General features: G+C 64.9%; 13 protein-coding genes. 10 read left to right on the top strand and 3 right to left on the bottom strand.

Annotated elements, in window-relative coordinates; translation table 11 throughout:
• Window positions 1-36: 36 nt before the first annotated feature.
• Genes Q0687_RS30850 through Q0687_RS30840 form a run of 3 tightly spaced genes read left to right on the top strand, consistent with a single transcriptional unit; the run spans window position 37 to window position 3,333 of the window.
• Window positions 37-1,452, top strand: a complete 1,416-nt coding sequence (locus Q0687_RS30850; RefSeq protein ID WP_298885283.1) for a sodium:solute symporter family protein — start codon at window positions 37-39, stop codon at window positions 1,450-1,452.
• Entirely contained in the window at window positions 1,449-2,654 is a 1,206-nt protein-coding gene (locus tag Q0687_RS30845) for an exo-alpha-sialidase (protein WP_298885281.1), read from the top strand. Before Q0687_RS30850 ends, Q0687_RS30845 begins: the two co-directional genes overlap by 4 nt.
• 4 nt (window positions 2,655-2,658) lie before the next feature.
• Complete coding sequence (locus tag Q0687_RS30840; RefSeq protein WP_298885279.1) at window positions 2,659-3,333, top strand: SDR family oxidoreductase; 675 nt, start codon at window positions 2,659-2,661, stop codon at window positions 3,331-3,333.
• A 564-nt stretch (window positions 3,334-3,897) separates the two neighbouring features.
• On the opposite strand, the gene Q0687_RS30835 is transcribed toward Q0687_RS30840, so the two are convergent.
• Both Q0687_RS30835 and Q0687_RS30830 read right to left on the bottom strand, forming a co-directional pair.
• Complete coding sequence (locus Q0687_RS30835) at window positions 3,898-7,005, bottom strand: DEAD/DEAH box helicase (RefSeq protein ID WP_298885319.1); 3,108 nt, start codon at window positions 7,003-7,005, stop codon at window positions 3,898-3,900.
• A 434-nt stretch (window positions 7,006-7,439) separates the two neighbouring features.
• Window positions 7,440-8,627, bottom strand: coding sequence for a CoA transferase (locus tag Q0687_RS30830; RefSeq protein ID WP_298885277.1), 1,188 nt, complete (start codon window positions 8,625-8,627; stop codon window positions 7,440-7,442).
• Between the two features lie 173 nt (window positions 8,628-8,800).
• On the opposite strand from Q0687_RS30830, the gene Q0687_RS30825 reads away from it, so the two are divergent.
• A complete protein-coding gene (locus tag Q0687_RS30825) occupies window positions 8,801-9,688 on the top strand; it encodes a hypothetical protein (protein WP_298885275.1) in 888 nt (295 codons plus the stop codon).
• A gap of 4 nt (window positions 9,689-9,692) precedes the next feature.
• Here the strand turns inward: Q0687_RS30825 and Q0687_RS30820 are convergent, their stop codons facing one another.
• Window positions 9,693-10,427 (bottom strand): helix-turn-helix domain-containing protein, encoded by a 735-nt coding sequence (locus Q0687_RS30820; protein ID WP_298885273.1) that lies wholly within the window; start codon window positions 10,425-10,427, stop codon window positions 9,693-9,695.
• Window positions 10,428-10,636: 209 nt separating this feature from the next.
• Between Q0687_RS30820 and Q0687_RS30815 the strand changes: the two genes are divergently transcribed.
• The 6 genes from Q0687_RS30815 (at window position 10,637) to Q0687_RS30790 (ending at window position 17,302) form a co-directional block, all read left to right on the top strand.
• Window positions 10,637-11,899: an aconitase/3-isopropylmalate dehydratase large subunit family protein gene (locus tag Q0687_RS30815; protein ID WP_298885271.1), complete on the top strand. Its 1,263-nt coding sequence runs from the start codon at window positions 10,637-10,639 to the stop codon at window positions 11,897-11,899.
• Window positions 11,896-12,393, top strand: coding sequence for an alpha-IPM isomerase (locus tag Q0687_RS30810; RefSeq protein WP_298885269.1), 498 nt, complete (start codon window positions 11,896-11,898; stop codon window positions 12,391-12,393). The genes Q0687_RS30815 and Q0687_RS30810 overlap by 4 nt, the downstream gene beginning before the upstream one ends.
• Before the next feature lie 98 nt (window positions 12,394-12,491).
• Entirely contained in the window at window positions 12,492-13,565 is a 1,074-nt protein-coding gene (locus Q0687_RS30805) for an alanine--glyoxylate aminotransferase family protein (RefSeq protein WP_298885267.1), read from the top strand.
• 30 nt (window positions 13,566-13,595) lie between these two features.
• Complete coding sequence (locus Q0687_RS30800; RefSeq protein WP_298885265.1) at window positions 13,596-14,603, top strand: extracellular solute-binding protein; 1,008 nt, start codon at window positions 13,596-13,598, stop codon at window positions 14,601-14,603.
• Window positions 14,604-14,606: 3 nt separating this feature from the next.
• Complete coding sequence (locus Q0687_RS30795) at window positions 14,607-15,668, top strand: ABC transporter ATP-binding protein (protein ID WP_298885263.1); 1,062 nt, start codon at window positions 14,607-14,609, stop codon at window positions 15,666-15,668.
• The gene (locus tag Q0687_RS30790) at window positions 15,665-17,302 is read left to right on the top strand and encodes an iron ABC transporter permease (protein ID WP_298885261.1); all 1,638 of its coding nucleotides are present in this window, start codon (window positions 15,665-15,667) and stop codon (window positions 17,300-17,302) included. Before Q0687_RS30795 ends, Q0687_RS30790 begins: the two co-directional genes overlap by 4 nt.
• Window positions 17,303-17,312: the final 10 nt, after the last annotated feature.

Raw genomic sequence — 17,312 nt, 5'->3', positions numbered from 1 at the left:
AAGCCGCATCCCGCGCCACCAGAGGAAACGTCACCGATGCAAGCCATCCTTTCCGGCGACAGCACGCTCGTCATCGTGATGATCGTCGCCTATATCGCCTTCACCTCCTGGCTCACGCTGAAGCTGCGCAGCCGGACCAGCGATCAGTTCATGACCGCGGCACGCGCGATGCCGGCCGTGGTCGTCGGCGTGCTGATGATGAGCGAATTCGTCGGCGCCAAATCGACCGTCGGCACCGCGCAGGAGGCGTTTCAATCCGGCATGGCTGCGGGGTGGGCCGTGCTCGGAGCCTCGATCGGCTTCCTGCTGTTCGGGATGCTGATGGTGAAGAAGCTCTACAATTCCGGCGAATACACCATCTCGGCCGCGATCGCGCAGAAATACGGCAAATCGACCATGCTCACCGTGTCGGTGATCATGATCTACGCGCTGCTGCTGGTGAATGTCGGCAATTACGTCAGCGGCGCGGCCGCCATCGCCACCGCGCTGCATGTCAGCCTGCCGGTGGCGATGTGCATCATCGCGGTGGTCTCGACCTTCTACTACGTGTTCGGCGGGCTGAAGGGCGTCGCCTGGGTGACGATCCTGCACAGCGCCTTCAAGGTCGTCGGCGTGATCATCATCTTCGCGGTCGCGATGTCGCTGACCGGCGGCATCGCGCCGATCCAGGCCAAGCTGCCGGCCTATTATTTCAGCTGGGACGGCAAGATCGGCTTTGCCACCATCTTCGCCTGGACCTTCGGCACCGTCGGCGCGATCTTCTCGACGCAATTCATCGTGCAGGCGATCGCCTCAACGCCGAGTGCCGATGAGGCCCGCAAGGCGACGTACTATGCAGCGGCGTTCTGCCTTCCGCTCGGCTTCCTGCTGGCGCTGATCGGCGTTGCCGCAAAATATCTCTACCCCGACATGAACAGCCTCTACGCGCTGCCGGTGTTTTTGGAGAAAATGCCGCCGCTTGCTTCCGCCTTCGTGACCACCTCGCTGGTCGCCTCGATCTTCGTCAGCGTCTGCACCGTGGCGCTTGCGATCGCGTCGCTGGTGGTGCGCGATTTCTACGTGCCCTATTGGAAGCCGACGCCGGAGCGCGAGCTGAAGATGACGCGCGTGTTCTCGGTTGTGATCGCGATCGTGCCGCTGGTCTTCGTGTTCTTCATCCCGGAGATCCTGAAACTGTCGTTCTTCACCCGCGCGCTGCGGCTGTCGATCACGATGGTGGCGATGCTGGGCTTCTATCTGCCGCTGTTCGCCAGCAACCGCGGCGCCACCGCCGGCCTGATCGGGGCGGCGGTCTCGACCACGGTCTGGTACGTGCTCGGCAATCCCTTCGGCATCGACAACATGTACATTGCCGCGGTGACGCCGCTGCTGGTGATGGCGGTCGAGCGCCTGGTGATGGGCCAGGCGCCGGCCGCGCAGCCCAATGCCTTGATGGAAAGGACTTCGACATGACCATCAGTACCGAGGTCGCGATGGCCGATCCCGAGATCACGGCCGACGGCGCCGTGCGTCAGGCGGCCGGCGACCCCGACAGGTTCGACGCCTTCATTCCCTCGCCTTGCGTGCAGAATCACGCCGCCAATCTGATGCCGCTCGCCAATGGCGATCTCGCCTGCGTCTGGTTCGGTGGCACGCAGGAGGGCATGTCCGACATCTCGGTGTATTTCTCGCGGCTACCGCGGGGCGCGACAGAGTGGTCGCATGCCGAAAAGCTGTCGGACGATCCCGGCCGCTCCGAGCAGAACCCGGTGCTGTTCCCGGCCCCCGACGGCACGCTGTGGCTGATGTGGACGGCGCAGCTGGCGGGGAATCAAGACACCGCCATCATCCGCCGCCGCCTGTCGCGCGACAACGGCAGGAGCTGGGGTCCGATCGAAACGCTGTTCCCCGAGCATCGCGGCCGCGGCACCTTCATCCGCCAGCCGATCGTCGTGCTCGACAATGGCGACTGGCTGCTGCCGGTGTTCTACTGCCACAGCACGCCGGGCAAGAAATGGAACGGCGACGAGGACACCAGCGCGGTGAAGATCTCCTCCGATGCCGGCAAGACCTGGCGCGACATCGAGGTACCAGGCAGCCGCGGCTGCGTGCATATGAGCATCGTGCGCCTCGACGACGGCTCGCTGCTGGCGATGTATCGCAGCCGCTGGGCCGACAACATCTATCAGAGCCGGTCCACCGATCACGGCCGGACCTGGTCGGCGCCCGAAGCGACTGCGCTGCCCAACAACAATTCCTCGATCCAGCTGGCGCGGCTCGGCAACGGGCATCTCGCGCTGGTCTTCAATGAATCCAGCGCCAGGGATGCGACCGGGCGTAGGCTGTCCCTCTATGACGAGATCGACGACGATCTTCCGCCCGTGCTCGCCGGCGACGGCAGCAAAGCGGACGGACGCACCGCGTTCTGGGGCGCGCCGCGTGCGCCGATGACGCTGGCGATCTCGACCGACGGCGGCAAGAGCTGGCGCAAGCGCAACGTCGAGATCGGCGACGGCTATTGCATGACCAACAATTCGCGCGACCAGACCAACCGCGAGCTGTCCTACCCTAGCGTCAAGCAGACCGCCGACGGTGCGATCCACCTGGCCTTCACGTTCCATCGCCGCGCGATCAAATATGTCCGCGTGAGCGAGGCTTGGGTGAAGCAGGGCTGAGGTGATGGACAGGCACGCACTCGTCACCGGCGCCAGCTCAGGGATTGGTGCGGCAATCGTCGAGCGCCTGCTGTGCGACGGCTGGCGCGTCACCGGGATCAGCCGTCGGCCCGGACCATTCGACCATCCGGCGTTCGCGCACCTGGCGCTCGATCTCGCTGACGTCGAAACCATTGCCGCTGCGGTCACCGGTCTCGCGCCGACAGCGCTGGTTCATGCCGCCGGCCTCTTGAAGGTCGCCCCGCTCGGATCGCTCGACCACGACGACGGCGCTGCGATGTGGCGGCTGCATGTCGATGTCGCCGAGCGTCTCGCCGACGCGCTGGCGCCGCGCCTGCCGCAAGGCGGCCGCATCGTCTTCATCGGCAGCCGCACCGCATCGGGCGCGGCCGGTCGCGGGCAATATGCCGCGACGAAGGCGGCGCTGGTGGCGCTGGCGCGGTCCTGGGCGAGCGAGCTCGCACCTCGCGGCATCACGGTCAATGTCGTCGCACCCGCCGCGACCGAGACGCCGATGCTGAAGGACCCGAGCCGGGCCACGCTCGCGCCAAAGCTGCCGCCGATCGGACGTTTCATTCGACCGGAGGAAGTCGCCGCCGCCGTGGCGTTCCTGCTCTCGGCTGACGCGGCCGCCATCACCGGACAGCAGCTCGTCATCTGCGGCGGCAGCTCGCTATGAGATCACCTCTCTCTGCGAGAGAGGTGTTGTGCCCCGGAGGAACATAGCCAGTCCGTCAGGCTCGATGCCATCTCGTTTTGCTGGGCGCTGTGCAACAACATCTCTCGGGCCTTCCCCGCCGGCATGCGACGAGCCTGCTCACGGGCGTTTTCGGCAGCGATCAACAGCCGTTCCTGGAGAGAATTTGTCTGTCGCTTTCGATTACGTTTTACGGTCATGACGCGCTCACGGATCAACGACTCCCGCTGGCCGGTCCATCGACGCCGAGTGATGGACCAGGCTGCGGGAGGATTGGGACCAGAAATTCGCAAAACGCCGGACGCAAACACTAGTTCCCGCATTTGAACAATTGGGCCGGCCGGAGCCCGGAGCGGACTTAAAGCAACCAGCTCCAGGTCAGCCACCCTGCCACCACGACACATAGCAGGATGGCCAGATAGGGCAGCCTGACACGCCAGCCGAGGCCGGGCGCGCCCGTCAGCTCAGCGTCATTCATATGGTCGCCCCGAGCACGGCCAGAAATCCCGCGATCGCCGTGGCAATGAAACTCCGCTCAACGCCCCCTTACGCCTCGTCCAGAGCATCGAACATCTCCTCGACGCGGTCGAATGGGCCGTCTTGCCTCTCGCTGTGGTAGACGACGCGATCGCCGTCGCGTTGCAGCGATTTCCCCCTGGATTTCCGCAGTCGCCCCGGCAGGAACGTCGCCGCCACCGCACTCTGGCCGACATCGAGGCGGATGATGCCCCTGCGTTTGCAATCCATCCTCAGCCGCGCCGCTGCAAAGAAATCGCGGGCGGTCTGCGGCAACGGCCCGAAGCGGCGCGAGGTTTCCTCTTCGAGATCGTCCAGATCGTCCTCGCTGGCGCAGCGTGCGGCACGGGCATAGAGCTCCAGCCGCACCGGGGCGGATTGCACATAGCCGGCGGGCAGCATGTCCCCGACCGGGAGATTGAGGTCAGGCACCCACACCACGGCCATGCCGTCATCGACCTTCTCCGAGGCCATCTTCAGGAGGTGGCTATAGAGCACCGGGCCGAACACCTGGACGTGGCCGGATTGCTGCTCCGAGAACAGGTCGCCCGCGCCGCGGAGATCCAGGTCGCGCTCGCTGATGGCAAAACCCGCGCCCGGCCGGCTGAACTCCTCCAGCACAGCAAGCCGCTTCTCTGATTGCCCCGAGGTCGACTCGGTCAGGAGATAAGCGAACGCGCGGATACCGCCGCGCCCCACACGCCCGCGCAGTTGATGCAGCTGGGCGAGACCGAAATTTTCCGGCCAGCACACCACGATGGTGTTGGCGCGCGGAATATCGAGGCCGCTTTCGACGATGTTGGTAGCGAGCAGGACGTCGGCCTTGCCCTCGACGAAGGTCATCATCCGCTCATCGATCTCGTCGGCCGGCAATTTGCCGTGCAGGCAGACGATCTTCAGATCAGGCGCGACGGCCTGCACGCGCGCCAGCATCGGCTCGAGATCCTGGATGCGCGGGCAGATCAGAAAGCTCTGGCCGTGCCGTCGTTGCTCGCGCAGCAAGGCCGAGGCGATGGCGGCATCCGACAGCGGCGCGATCTTGGTCGCGACCGGAAGCCGGTGCACCGGCGGCGAGGCGATGAGGCTGAGATCGCGAAAGCCGGCAAGGCCCGCGGCGAGGGTGCGCGGGATCGGCGTGGCACTCATCCACAGCGTATGGGCATTCTTCGCGAGCCCGGACAGCTTGGCCTTCTCTGCCGCGCCAAAGTGCTGCTCCTCGTCGATGATGACGAGGCCGAGATCGCTGAACTTCACGTCCTTCGACGTCAGCGCTTGCGTTCCGACCACCACCTTGATCCGGCCGCTGCGCAGGCCCTCCCTGGTCTCCCGCGTCTCCGCACCCGAGGCAGCGCGCGACAGGCTGCCGACCTCGACGTCGACAGGCGCAAAGCGTTTGCGAAAGGTTGCAACATGCTGCCGCGCCAGCACGGTCGTCGGCACCGCGATCGCGACCTGCTTGCCCGACAGCACCACGGCCGCCGCCGCGCGTAGCGCCACCTCCGTCTTGCCGAAGCCGACATCGCCGCAGATCACCCGGTCCATGGGATGGCCGGATGCGAGATCGTCCAGCACGTCGTGGATCGCCTTGGCCTGATCGATGGTGGTGAAATAGGGAAAGCGCGCGACGAATTTTTCGTAAGTCGATCCCGGCGGCACCAGCTTGGCCGCCTTGCGCCGCTTGCGCTGGCTGATGTGCTTGGCAAGTACCTTTCCGGCGACCTGAATCTCCTGTTCAGCCGCGCTGCGGCGCGCCCACCATGTGCTGCCATCCGCCTTGTCGAGCGCGAGCTTGCCGCGCTCCGTCGAATAGGGCCACATCAGCGCCAGATCCGTCGGCGGCACCAGGACGGCGTTGTCGCCGGCGAAGGACAGCCTGACCATCTCGCGCATGGCGCCGCCGCCGGTGTTGACGGTCTGCAATCCATCGAGCACACCGATGCCGCGCTGCAGATGCACGACCACGGTGCCCTGCTCGGGTACGTCGGCATGATCGAAGGCGGCGCTCCAGCTTCGCGCCATCGGCTGCGGATGATGTGCGCGGCTGCCGAGCACGTCGGTCGCGGTCAGAACCACGGCAGGCTTCTTGCCCGACATGACGAAGCCGCCATCGAGATCGGCGAGCAGCGCCACGTCGCGAGGGCGCGCGCTCTCGGCCTCCGCCCAATCCGCGACGCGCTCCGCCTTGACGCCGCTCATCCGCTCGATCACGCGAAGATCTTCCTCCTGCGCGGCGACGAAGATGAAGCGCGAGCCGGCGCGCTGCGTTTCCTCGACGAAAGCGCGCAGGGCCTTCCTGGCGGACGACAGCTTCGAGAATTCCGGTGTCGGCTGGAACGGCGAGATGCGCGGCAGCACTTTCATGCCGCGCGTCGCGTGCTTCCAGTCGCTCCGCCCGAGATATTCGCGCTCCCTGTCGGCGCGGCCTGCAGCCTCCTCGATCGTGCTGAGCCAGGCGTCGGCATGACCGGGCACGCCGGCATCCGCAATCCATTTGGCCTTGCCGCAATAGTCGAACAGCGTCGCACGCCTGACGCGTGCGCCTGATAGGGCCAGCCGTTCCGACATGGGATCGACGAGAAGCTCTTTTGTCTCGAAGATGATGTCGTGCTCTTTCGGATCGAACGCCACGATCCGCTTGATCGCGCGCTCCGAATGCTCCACCCGGAACGGCCCCAGCGCGCCCGCGGGAAATATCTCGAAGGTCTGGCCGTGAAACAGCGCACCGCCCGGATAATCCGGCTCGTCGTCGAGATCATAGCCCAGCTCTTCCAGGCGAGCGCGCAGCTCGCTCTCGGAAAAATTGCCACCGACCTTCAAGCCGGTATTCAGACGCAACAGGCTCGCCGGCGGCGGCAAGCGCTCCATCACGGCTTCAGCCGTGGCGATGAGGAAGATCGGCTGCCTGGCTTTCGAAAGGCGCCGCAGCACCGAGGCTCTGCGGCCCGCGATCTCGCGCGATGGTTCCAACTGATCGAACGGCAGGGTATTCAGCCGCGGAAACACCAGCACTTCGCAGGACGGGTCCAACGCATGAATGACGCTGCCGAGCCGCTCCGCCCTGTTCTCGCTTTCTGCGAGGAACACGAGACCGCTGCGGCCAGACTCCTTCCATTGCGCCAGCAGATGCAGCGCCATCATACCCAGCGGCGAGGACGAGGAGATCGCGGCACGCTGCGGGCTCTTGCCTTGCTTCGGCGAAGCCTTGCCTGACGGACGCCGGCTAGTCGGGCGTTTGGTAGGGTTCTTGGTAGGGTGCTTTGTAGGGTTCTTGGCGAGCGAGCGCTTCTTGGGCGAACTCTTGACTGCCGCTTTGTTGGCTGGCCGCAATGTCTTGGAATGACGCACGTGAATCCGTTTCTCGTCGTAGGCAGTCGTCAATTTCACGCGCCGCCGAACTCAAGACGATTCGGTTGCGAATGGTCATGCATATGGATGGGGAGCACGAACGCGCGCCTCCCCAGAAAACCTCGTGCGACGCGGAGGTCGCCGGCCAACGCAAAATGCGCGAGGATGAGCCGTCCGTCGTCTAGCAGACGCGCCGGCCGATTTCCACTCTTGTGATCACGCCGCGGCTAAATGATGCCGCTCTGCCGCAGCGATGCAATCGCGGCCTTGTCGTAGCCGAGTTCCGCCAGCACGGTATCAGTATGTTCTCCGAGCGTCGGTGGACGCGTGGCGATCTCGCCAGGCGTTTCCGAGAGCCTGACGGCGGCGCGCGCAACCGGCGCCTGCTTCGGCAAGCCGGGATAGTCGACGTCCTGCAAAAAGCCGGCGGCGCGAATGTGCGGATGATCCAACGCCTGCTGCGGGCTCAGCACCGGCCCGGTCGGGATCATGGCCTTGCCGAGCGTGTCGACTGCTTCCTGCGTCGTGCGCTCGGCACACCAGCGCGCCATCCGCTCGCTGATGACAGGGCCGTTGTTGCCGCGGCTGATATCGTCGGCAAAGCGCGGATCGTTCAGCCAGAGCTCCTCCTCGCCCATCAGCTTGGCCCAGCGCTTGAACAGCGGATGACCCGTGACCTGGCACAGCACCCAGCCATCTCTGGTTCGGTAGATATCCGCGGGCGCCGCGGTCTGGCCGAGATTGCCCGTCGGCACGCGGTTGACGTTGATGACCGCCTGCTCGATCAGCGTGGCATTGGTGAAGGACAGAGCGGTTGCCAGCAACGCGCCCTCGACGATTTGCCCGCGCCCGGATTTGCCGCGCTCGATCAGCGCGGCGAGCGTCCCGAAGGCGCAATGCAGGGCCGTGCCGAAATCGACCCAGTTCACCGCGGCGCGATACGGCGGATCGCCCGCTCCCGTCATGTAGACCGAGCCCGACATGACCTGGCCGACGCCGTCGAAGCCGACGCGGTCGGACCAGGGGCCCGGCCCGCCGAACGCGGTCGCCGTCGTCAGGATGATGTCCGGTTTGGTCGCCTTGAGGGAATCGTAGTCGAGCTTCATCGCACGCAAGGTCTGCGGCGGCAGATTGGCGACAACGACGTCAGCGGTCGCCACCAGCTTGCGCATCACCTGCTGCCCCTGCTCCGTCATCGGATCGAGCGTGATGCACTTCTTGTTGCGGTTGATCTGGAGGAACAGGGCGCCCTCGCCGCCTTCGCCGACGGGCGCCACGAAACGGTCCTCGCTACCATCGCGCTTTTCGACCCTGATGACCTCGGCGCCGAACTCGGCCAGCAATGTCGCGCAATAGGGCCCCGCGATATAGCGCCCGAAATCGAGGACGCGCACGCCTTCCAGAACTCCCCCCATCGGCCTCATTCCTTATCTCTTTCCGGGCAGATTACAGGGAATGGATGCCACGGCAAGGTGGCAGCCCACAGGATGCCTCGCGCTCAAGATGTGATTGGCCGGCCGTTTCAGCTGGCGGAAAATTCTGATCTAGTATGGAGTGTCAGTCCCTCCAGCCGGAAACGCACACAACCATGCCGCAACAATTCGATCGATCCGCAGAAGATCTCGGCAACGCCATCCATTTCGAGCACGTCAACATCACGGTTCCGGACCAGCGCCTCGCCTCGCTGTTCTACGTCACCGGCCTGGGGCTGACCCGCGATCCCTATCTGATGGTCTCCGACACCAACATGTGGATCAATGCCGGACGGAGCCAGTTTCATCTGCCGCAGGGCAAGCCGCAGGTGCTGCGCGGCCATACCGGCCTCGTGATCGAGGGACGCGAGGCTTTGCTGGCGCGACTGGCTTCGGTGGAGAGCAAGCTCGAAGGCACCGCCTTCAAATATGCCGAGCACAACGATTATGTCGAGGCGACCTGCCCGTGGGGCAATCGCATTCGCGTCCACGAACCGGATGCGACGCGCTTCGGGCGCATCATGCTCGGCATTCCCTATGTCGAGTTCGACGTGCCGGCCGGATCAGCGCAGGCGATCTGCGCTTTCTATCCGGAAATCATGGGCATGCCCGCGGCCTTGCGCAACGGCGACGGCAAGGTCGCCGCGGTGAAAACCGGCCGCGACCAGCACCTCTTGTTCCGCGAGACCGACCGGCCGCAGCCCGATTACGACGGCCATCATGTGCAGATGTACATCACCGACTTCTCAGGCCCCTATCGCAAGCTGAGGGCGCGCGACCTGATCTCGCGCGAGGACAATCAGTATCAGTACCGCTTCTGCGACATCGTCGATCTCGACAGCGGCAAGCATCTCTTCACGGTCGAGCACGAGGTGCGGAGCGCGACGCATCCGATGTTCATGCGGCCCCTGGTCAATCGCAACCCTGTTGTCAACAACCGCAACTATTCCTACGGACACGACCAGGCGTCGTGGGCGATGGGACCGGATCAATACGAGGGGTAGGCCGCTAGCGCGCGCTGGTCTCGGCCGACGGCAGGTTGATGATCCGCGAGCCGCCCGATTCGCGGGGCAGCGGCGCGCCCAGCACCAGCGAGAGCCGATGCGAGGCATCGGTCAGCCGCGATGCCAGTGCTTCGAGATCGGCCTGACGAATGCGTTCAATCGGACCACTGACAGTCATGGCGCCGACCAGCGCACCCTCGTGGCCGAAGACCGCGGTGGACAACGAGGCTGTGACGGTGTCGTAGACTCCCGAGCTGACGAAGATCTGCGCACCTCCGCCAATGCGATCGGCCCAGTGCGCCGTGCTCAGCACCTGCCCCGTCGACGTCAGATCCAGTGGCGCAAGATTTGCGGGGCGCGCGACGTCGCGGACAAGCTGAGGCGAGTCCACCCGAAACAGGCAGAGCCGCTGATCGCGTTCGCGCACGTGAAACGCACTGCTCTCCAGCGTCTGCTCGCTGAGCTGCTGAAGCGCCGGCAGAACATGATGTTCGAGATTGAAATTGGCGCGGTAGGTGCTGCCGAGCTGAAAGGTCTTGGCACCGAGCGCATAACGGCCATCACTGAGGCGGACGACATAGCCCGCTTCATACAGCGACACCAGCGAACGCATCACGGTCGGCTTGGCGAGGCCCGTGATCTTGGCGATCTCGGCCAGGCTTCGCGTGCCGGATCCGATGAAGCTGTCGAGGATCGCCAATGTGCGCTGCACGGTGGCGACGCCTTGCGTCTTGAGCATCGATACTCCCGTCTCCACCAATTTCTCTCGCCGATTTCGGGTTGACCGCGGCTTTCTCACCGTTACACTAGATGGAATAGCGTTCCATTTTCAATGAGGTTCTGCATGGCCACAGGCTTCAGGATCCTCGCCCGCAGGCGAGTTGCTGCGGGCAAATGGGCGTGTGCGTTTCCGGGCGCAGGCGGCCGCGGCCTGTCCGAGGCTTAGCGATGGCCGGGCGTACGATCTCCGAGAAGATCCTCGCTCGAAAGTCGGGGCAGGCTGTGCGCGCCGGCGATCTCGTCGTCTGCGAGGTCGATTGCGCGCTCGGCACTGACGGCTCCGTCCCGATGGCGCTCGATTACTTCGAGGCCATGGGCGGAGAGCGCGTGCGTGATCCGTCAAAGCTGGTCTTTGCGCTTGATCATTACGTTCCGCCGACGAGCGCGCAGACGATCGGTCTGCATCGCATCATGCGAGAATTTGCCTGTAAGCACGGCGTCACATTGCACGGGGCCGGCGCGGGCATTGGTCATCAGCTCATCGTCGAGACAGGTCGCGCCCTGCCGGGCGGATTGGTGGTGGGCGCCGACAGTCACGCCGTCACCTACGGAGCGCTGAATTGCTTTGCGACCGGGATTGGCTCGTCCGATCTCGCCGCCATCATGCTGTGCGGCCGAATCTGGCTGCGCGTGCCCCAGACCATTCGCGTCGTCCTGACGGGGCAGCTGTCGGTCGGCGTCTTCGCCAAGGACATCGCTCTGGCGCTCGCGGGCCTGCTCGGCGCTGATGGTGCCGCCTACCAGGCGCTCGAATTTGCGGGACCCGGTGTCGCCACGCTCGCGCTCGAAGATCGCCTGGTGCTGAGCAATCTCGCGGTCGAGATGGGCGCGAAGAACGGCATCTTTCCGGCCGACGCGGAAACTGCGGCCTATCTGCGGGGCCGCACCGAACAGGCTTACGAGCGGATCACACCGGACCCGGATGCGCACTACAACAAGACAGTTGAGATCGCGCTCGATCAACTCGCACCGCAGATCGCGCTGCCGCATCTGGTGGACCAGGTCGTTCCACTCGCCGACGCCAGCGGCACGCCGATCCAGATGGTTTATCTCGGCACCTGCACCGGCGGCCGGTTGCGCGATTTTCACCAGGCTCTCGAGGTGCTCAAAGCCGGCGGCGGCGTTGCACCGGGCGTGCAGCTGGTGGTCACGCCCGCCTCGCGCGAGGTGCGCGACGCCATGGCGGCCGACGGAACGCTGGACGCCCTCGTCGGCTTCGGCGCGACCGTGGTCGAGCCGGGTTGCGGCTCATGTTGCGGCACCTGCGGTGTGATCCCCGGCGACGGCGTCTCGGTGATCTCGACCGCAAACCGCAACTTCAGGGGACGCATGGGCAACGCAAAAGCGTCGATCTATCTCGCCTCCCCCGCCGCTTGCGCAGCCGCCGCGACACGCGGGTTCGTCACCGACCCCAACAAGGTGACGCGATGACGATCTTGCGGGGACGCGCACGGATGGTCGGCGACGACGTCAACACCGACTCGATCATCAGCTCGACCCGCAAGCGAGAGAGCCTCGACCCCGCCGTGCTCAAGCAATTCCTGTTCGAGCATGTCGATCCCGGCTTTGCAGCCTCGGTGCGATCAGGCGATATTCTGGTGGCGGGAAAGAATTTCGGCTGCGGCTCGGCGATGGAAGTCGCTGTGACAACGGTGCTCGGCGCCGGCATTCCCGCTGTCATCGCCAAAAGCTTCTCGCGCACTTACTATCGCAACGCGATCAACAACGGCTTGCTGCCGCTGATCTGCGATACCAGCCTCATTCGCGACGGCGACATCCTCGTCTCCGATGCAACAGGCGCGATCCGCAACGAGCGCAGCGGCGAGACGCTGCGGCCGGAACCTCTTCCCGAGATCATGAAGGCGATCCTCAGCGCAGGCGGCCTCGTTCCCTACATGCGCAAAAATGGTGACTTCAGACTATGACGACAAGCACACCCTCAGCCATTCCCGCGACGGGATATCGTCTTCGGCTTCCCGGCCCCACCGAAGTGCCTGAAAGGGTGCGGCAGGCAACGGCACAGATGATCGTCAACCATCGCGGTCCTGAGTGCAAAACAGCGATCGGCGAGACCAAGGAGATGATCCGCCCGGTGCTCGGCACGACCAACCGCGTCATGTTCTTTGCGAGCTCCGGAACGGGCGTGATGGAAGCCGCACTCGTCAACGTGGTCGGGCCCGACAGCCGCATACTCGTGATCGAGCATGGCCAGTTCGGAGAGCGCTTCACGTCCATTGCGAAGGCCATGAACATCGCGGTCGACACCGTTGCGAATGAGTGGGGTCAGGCCATCGACGTTGCTGCAGTCGAAGCCCGCCTGCGCGAACGGAGCTATCGCGCCATCGTCGTCGTCCACAACGAGAGCTCGACTGGAATGGTGGCCGATCTCGCCGCCCTCGGCGCGCTGGTGCGCGATCGGCCCACGCTGTTGATCGCGGATTCCGTGAGCGGTCTCGGCGGCATCGCGATGCGTCAGGACGAGTGGGGCGTCGACATCGTCGTCTCGGCCTCGCAGAAGGCGCTGATGTGCCCGCCGGGTCTCGCCCTTGCCAGCGTCAGTCCCAAGGCGTGGCGCGTGATCGAGCAGGACGAGAAGCGATCCGTCTTCTTCTGGGATTTCCGCCGGGCGCTGAAATCGATCGAGCTGAATGAAACGCCGTTCACGGCGCCGGTCAGTCTGCTCTACGGCCTGCGTGAATCCCTGACGATGATGCACGAGGAAGGCCTTCCTAACGTGCTCGCCCGCCATGAGTTGCTGTCCGGCGCGCTGCGCGCCGGCGGCGCGGCGCTCGGGCTTACGGATTTTTGCGGGCGCGGACCGCGCTCGAACACAGTCGTCGTCTTCAAGGTCCCTGATGGGCTCGAGGGCGGAACGATCGTCCGGCGGCTCTACGCGGATCACCGTACTGTCATCGCCGGTGCACGCAATCGTCTCTCCGGCAAGGTCATCAGACTTGGCACGATGGGTGCATTCAGCGCCGCAACCATTCTGACCGACCTGCTTCACCTGGAAGACGTATTGACGAAGCTGGGCCTGCCCGTCGAACCTGGCGTCGGCGTCAAAGCCGCCACCGAGCATCTCGCCAAAAACAGATAAGCAACAACAGAACCGGAGAAGGCGCACCCGATGAGATATCCAGCATCACACCTCGCCCGCGGCCTCGCGCTCGCCGTCTCGCTCCTTGCCGCCGGATCGGCCTGGGCCGAGCAGCACGTCGTGCTTTATTCGGCCAACGACGACACCGTGAACAAGCTGGTCGCCGACGGTTTTGCCAAGGCGACCGGGATCAAGGTCGACGTGGTCTCGACCGGCTCGGGCGTGCTCGTCCGCCGCATCACGTCCGAGGCTGCCAACCCGCAAGGTGACGTGATCTGGGGCGTCAGCGCGACGATCCTGCGGCTGGCGAGCCCGTATCTTCAGCCCTATCCGGCCAAGGGCCGCGAGGCCGTGCCGGCGCAGTTTCGCGACCCCGGCGATCTCTGGATCGGCACGAACATCCAGGTCGTCGCGATCGGTCAAAACACCAAGGCGATCGACAATGCCAGCGGGCCGAAATCCTGGGCCGATCTGCTCGATCCCAAGTGGAAGGGCAAGCTCGCCTTCACCGACCCCAGCAATTCCGGATTCTCCTATGCGGCCGCCACCCTGCTGCTCTCGCAATGGGGCGATAACGATGCCGCCTGGAGCAAGATGAGCCAGCTGCTTGCGAATGCGAAGGTGCTCAATCGCTCGACGCAGGTGTTCGAGGGCGTCGGCAGCGGCGAATATCCGCTTGGCATCACGCTCGAATATGCCGGTTTCCTGTGGGCCCACAACGGTGCGCCGGTGAACGTCGTGTATCCGGCGGAAGGCACGCATGCCGTCGTCGAGGGCGCCGGCATCCTGAAGGGCGGACCGAATCCCGATGCGGCCAAGCAGCTCGTCGACTATCTCGCCAGCAAGGATGTCCAGGAGATGTTGCTGAAGGCGACGTTCCGGCGGCCTGCGCGCCAGGATATCGACCTCGGTGCGGTCGCGCCCGGCATGCTGCCCTTCTCTGATATCAAGGTGCTGCCCTACGACGACGCGAAATGGGAAGCGGCGCGGCGCGACACGCTCGCGCGGCTGAAGACGACGATCCAGGATACCCGCTGATTCATGACCGCGATCCGGATCGAAAACCTGACCCGGACCTTCGGTCCGGTACGCGCGGTGGACAACATCTCGCTTCATATCGCGCATGGCGAGCTGTTCACGCTGCTCGGGCCGTCGGGTTGCGGCAAGACGACGCTGTTGCGCATGATCGCCGGCTTCGTGGAAGTCGAGACAGGATCGATTTCCTTCGGCGACAAGCGCATAGACAGCTTGCCCGCGCATCGCCGCGACACCGGCATGGTGTTCCAGAACTACGCGGTCTTTCCGAACCACACCGTCGCCGAAAACGTCGCCTATGGATTGAAGGCGAGACGGATCCCGGCCGCCGAGATCAAGTCGCGCGTCGACAAGGCACTCGAGCGGGTGCGCCTCGCCGGCTATGGTCCGCGCTCGCCACACCAGCTCTCCGGCGGTCAGTTGCAACGCGTAGCCATCGCCCGCGCGCTCGTCATCGAGCCCGCGGTGCTGCTGTTCGACGAGCCACTGTCCAATCTCGACGCACAGCTGCGAACCGAGATGCGCATCGAGATCCGGCAGTTGCAGCAGACGCTCGGCCTGACCGCGATCTATGTGACGCATGATCAGGAGGAGGCGCTGGCGATTTCCGACCGCATCGCCGTGTTGCGACAGGGAAAGGTCGAGCAGGTCGATACGCCCGAGCGCATCTACCGGAGACCGCAGACCGCCTTCGTCGCGGAATTTCTCGGCTCGACCAATATGGTGCCGGGCATCGCAAAGGCCTTCGACGGCCGCGACACCCGGGTCGCGGCAGCCGGAACGGAGTTTTCGGTGAGGGGCGAGGTCGCAACACCGGGTGCGAAGGTCCTGCTGTCGCTGAGGCCGGAAGCCTTGAGCGTCGCCGCCGGCGCCGACGGTCCTCGCATTCAGGCTCGCCTGGCGCTGCGCGAATTCCTCGGCCCGGTGCAGCGTCTTCACGCGACATTGCCTGATGGGACGCAGCTCCGGGTCTCGGCACTCGGTAGCGCAGCGTATGATGCCCTGCCCGGCGCGCCGCTCGTTCTTGCCTACGACCCCGCCCAGATCATTGCGTTCCCCGCGCCATGAAGCGCTTCGCCACCATCGTGGCCCTGGCCGCCCTGGTGCTGCTCGCAGTGTTCCTGCTTTACCCGCTGGCGCTCGTGCTCGATGCCAGCCTCCGCATCGACGGCACGGGCGCATTCACTGTCGGAAACTTCGCGGCGATCATGAAGAGCCGCTACTATCTCGGCTCGATCGGCAACAGCCTGCTTGCGGCAGCGCTCGCAACAGGTCTGGCTTGCATGATCGGCATCCCGCTCGCCTTCTGCCTTGCCCGGATTGAATTGCCGGGCCGTGCGCTGCTGCTGACGCTGGCCTCGCTGCCGCTGGTGCTGCCCTCCTTCGTCAGCGCTTACGCGCTGGTGCTGCTGTTCGGCCATGCCGGCGTCGTTACCACGGCGCTGCGCGGCATCGGCATCCCGATCGGCTCGATCTACGGCATGCCAGGCATCGTGATCGTGTTCACGCTGACGCTCTATCCCTACGTCTTGATGCCTGTGCTCGCAGGCTTTCAGGCCGTCGACGCCTCGATGGAAGAGGCCGCGCGCAATCTTGGCGGTTCGCCGTCCTACGCGGTGCGCACCGTGCTATTGCCGATCGTGATGCCGGCCATTCTTGCCGGCGGCCTGCTGGTCTTCATCGAGGCGCTGGAGAATTTCGGCGTGCCGGCGGTGCTAGCCGAAGACCGGCCGTTCCTCGCCGTCGACATCTTCAAGCTGTTCGCCGGAGAATCCGACGCCAATCCCGCCGCAGCGGGGGCGCTCAGCGTGCTCCTGATCGCCTGCACCGCGCTCGCGCTGCTCGTGCAGCGGCACTATCTCGGCAAGCGTCGTTTCTCGACCAATGCGCGCAGCGCGCCGGCAAGACTGACACTGAGCCCCGAGCTGCGGCTGCTCGCAGCGATCATGAGCTGGGGCATCGTGATCGTCTCGCTGCTGCCCTTCGCGGCGGTGTTGATGGTGTCCGTCCTGCGCTTCCGCGGGCCTGTGCTGACCTGGGAGCTTGGACTGGACAATTACGCCACCTTGCTTTCAGGCTCCTATCGACCGCTGCTCAATACACTGACGCTTGCCAGCGTCGCCGCCGTCGCAACCATGCTGATCGGCGCGCCGATCGGCTATGTTGTCGCAAGGCACCGCTCGCGCCTGTCGGGGCTGCTCGACCTTATCGGCATGGTGCCGTTTGCAGTCTCGGGCACGATCCTGGCGATCGGCCTCATCGTCGCCTTCAACAGCGGACCTCTGGTCCTGACAGGCGGCTGGCTGATCCTTGTGATCGCCTATGTCGTCCGCAAGCTGCCCTTCGCCATCAGGTCGTCCTCGGCGATCGTGCATCAGCTCGATCCGTCGCTCGAGGAAGCTTCGATCAATCTCGGGGTCTCGCCGTCAAGGACGTTCGCCACCCTGACGGTGCCGCTGATGGCAAGCGGTCTCGTCGGCGGCCTGGTTCTCGTCTGGATCACGGCAGCCTCCGAGCTGAGCTCGACCATCGTGCTTTATTCGAGCAACTGGCTGACCACGACGGTCGTGATGTACCATGCGATCGAAGGCACCGGCGCAGGCCTTGCAGCCGCCGCGGCCGCAGTCCTCATTCTCGTCACCGCGATTCCGTTGCTTTTCATCAACCGGCGCATCAACAAGCAGGAAACGACCGTCATCTGACGGCAGGACA

This window comes from uncultured Bradyrhizobium sp. (genome assembly GCF_936928535.1).
In the GTDB taxonomy this organism is placed as follows: domain Bacteria; phylum Pseudomonadota; class Alphaproteobacteria; order Rhizobiales; family Xanthobacteraceae; genus Bradyrhizobium.
Note: the sequence above shows the minus strand (reverse complement) of the source record. Positions and strands in the feature narration are given on the sequence as shown.

What these genes read in the sequence shown, in the direction of transcription:
- Q0687_RS30850 (WP_298885283.1), top strand. Translation starts at nt 37, where the DNA reads ATGCAAGCCATCCTTTCCGGCGACAGCACGCTCGTCATCGTGATGATC.
- Q0687_RS30845 (WP_298885281.1), top strand. Translation starts at nt 1,449, where the DNA reads ATGACCATCAGTACCGAGGTCGCGATGGCCGATCCCGAGATCACGGCC.
- Q0687_RS30840 (WP_298885279.1), top strand. Translation starts at nt 2,659, where the DNA reads ATGGACAGGCACGCACTCGTCACCGGCGCCAGCTCAGGGATTGGTGCG.
- Q0687_RS30835 (WP_298885319.1), bottom strand. Translation starts at nt 7,005, where the DNA reads ATGATGGCGCTGCATCTGCTGGCGCAATGGAAGGAGTCTGGCCGCAGC.
- Q0687_RS30830 (WP_298885277.1), bottom strand. Translation starts at nt 8,627, where the DNA reads ATGGGGGGAGTTCTGGAAGGCGTGCGCGTCCTCGATTTCGGGCGCTAT.
- Q0687_RS30825 (WP_298885275.1), top strand. Translation starts at nt 8,801, where the DNA reads ATGCCGCAACAATTCGATCGATCCGCAGAAGATCTCGGCAACGCCATC.
- Q0687_RS30820 (WP_298885273.1), bottom strand. Translation starts at nt 10,427, where the DNA reads ATGCTCAAGACGCAAGGCGTCGCCACCGTGCAGCGCACATTGGCGATC.
- Q0687_RS30815 (WP_298885271.1), top strand. Translation starts at nt 10,637, where the DNA reads ATGGCCGGGCGTACGATCTCCGAGAAGATCCTCGCTCGAAAGTCGGGG.
- Q0687_RS30810 (WP_298885269.1), top strand. Translation starts at nt 11,896, where the DNA reads ATGACGATCTTGCGGGGACGCGCACGGATGGTCGGCGACGACGTCAAC.
- Q0687_RS30805 (WP_298885267.1), top strand. Translation starts at nt 12,492, where the DNA reads ATGATCGTCAACCATCGCGGTCCTGAGTGCAAAACAGCGATCGGCGAG.
- Q0687_RS30800 (WP_298885265.1), top strand. Translation starts at nt 13,596, where the DNA reads ATGAGATATCCAGCATCACACCTCGCCCGCGGCCTCGCGCTCGCCGTC.
- Q0687_RS30795 (WP_298885263.1), top strand. Translation starts at nt 14,607, where the DNA reads ATGACCGCGATCCGGATCGAAAACCTGACCCGGACCTTCGGTCCGGTA.
- Q0687_RS30790 (WP_298885261.1), top strand. Translation starts at nt 15,665, where the DNA reads ATGAAGCGCTTCGCCACCATCGTGGCCCTGGCCGCCCTGGTGCTGCTC.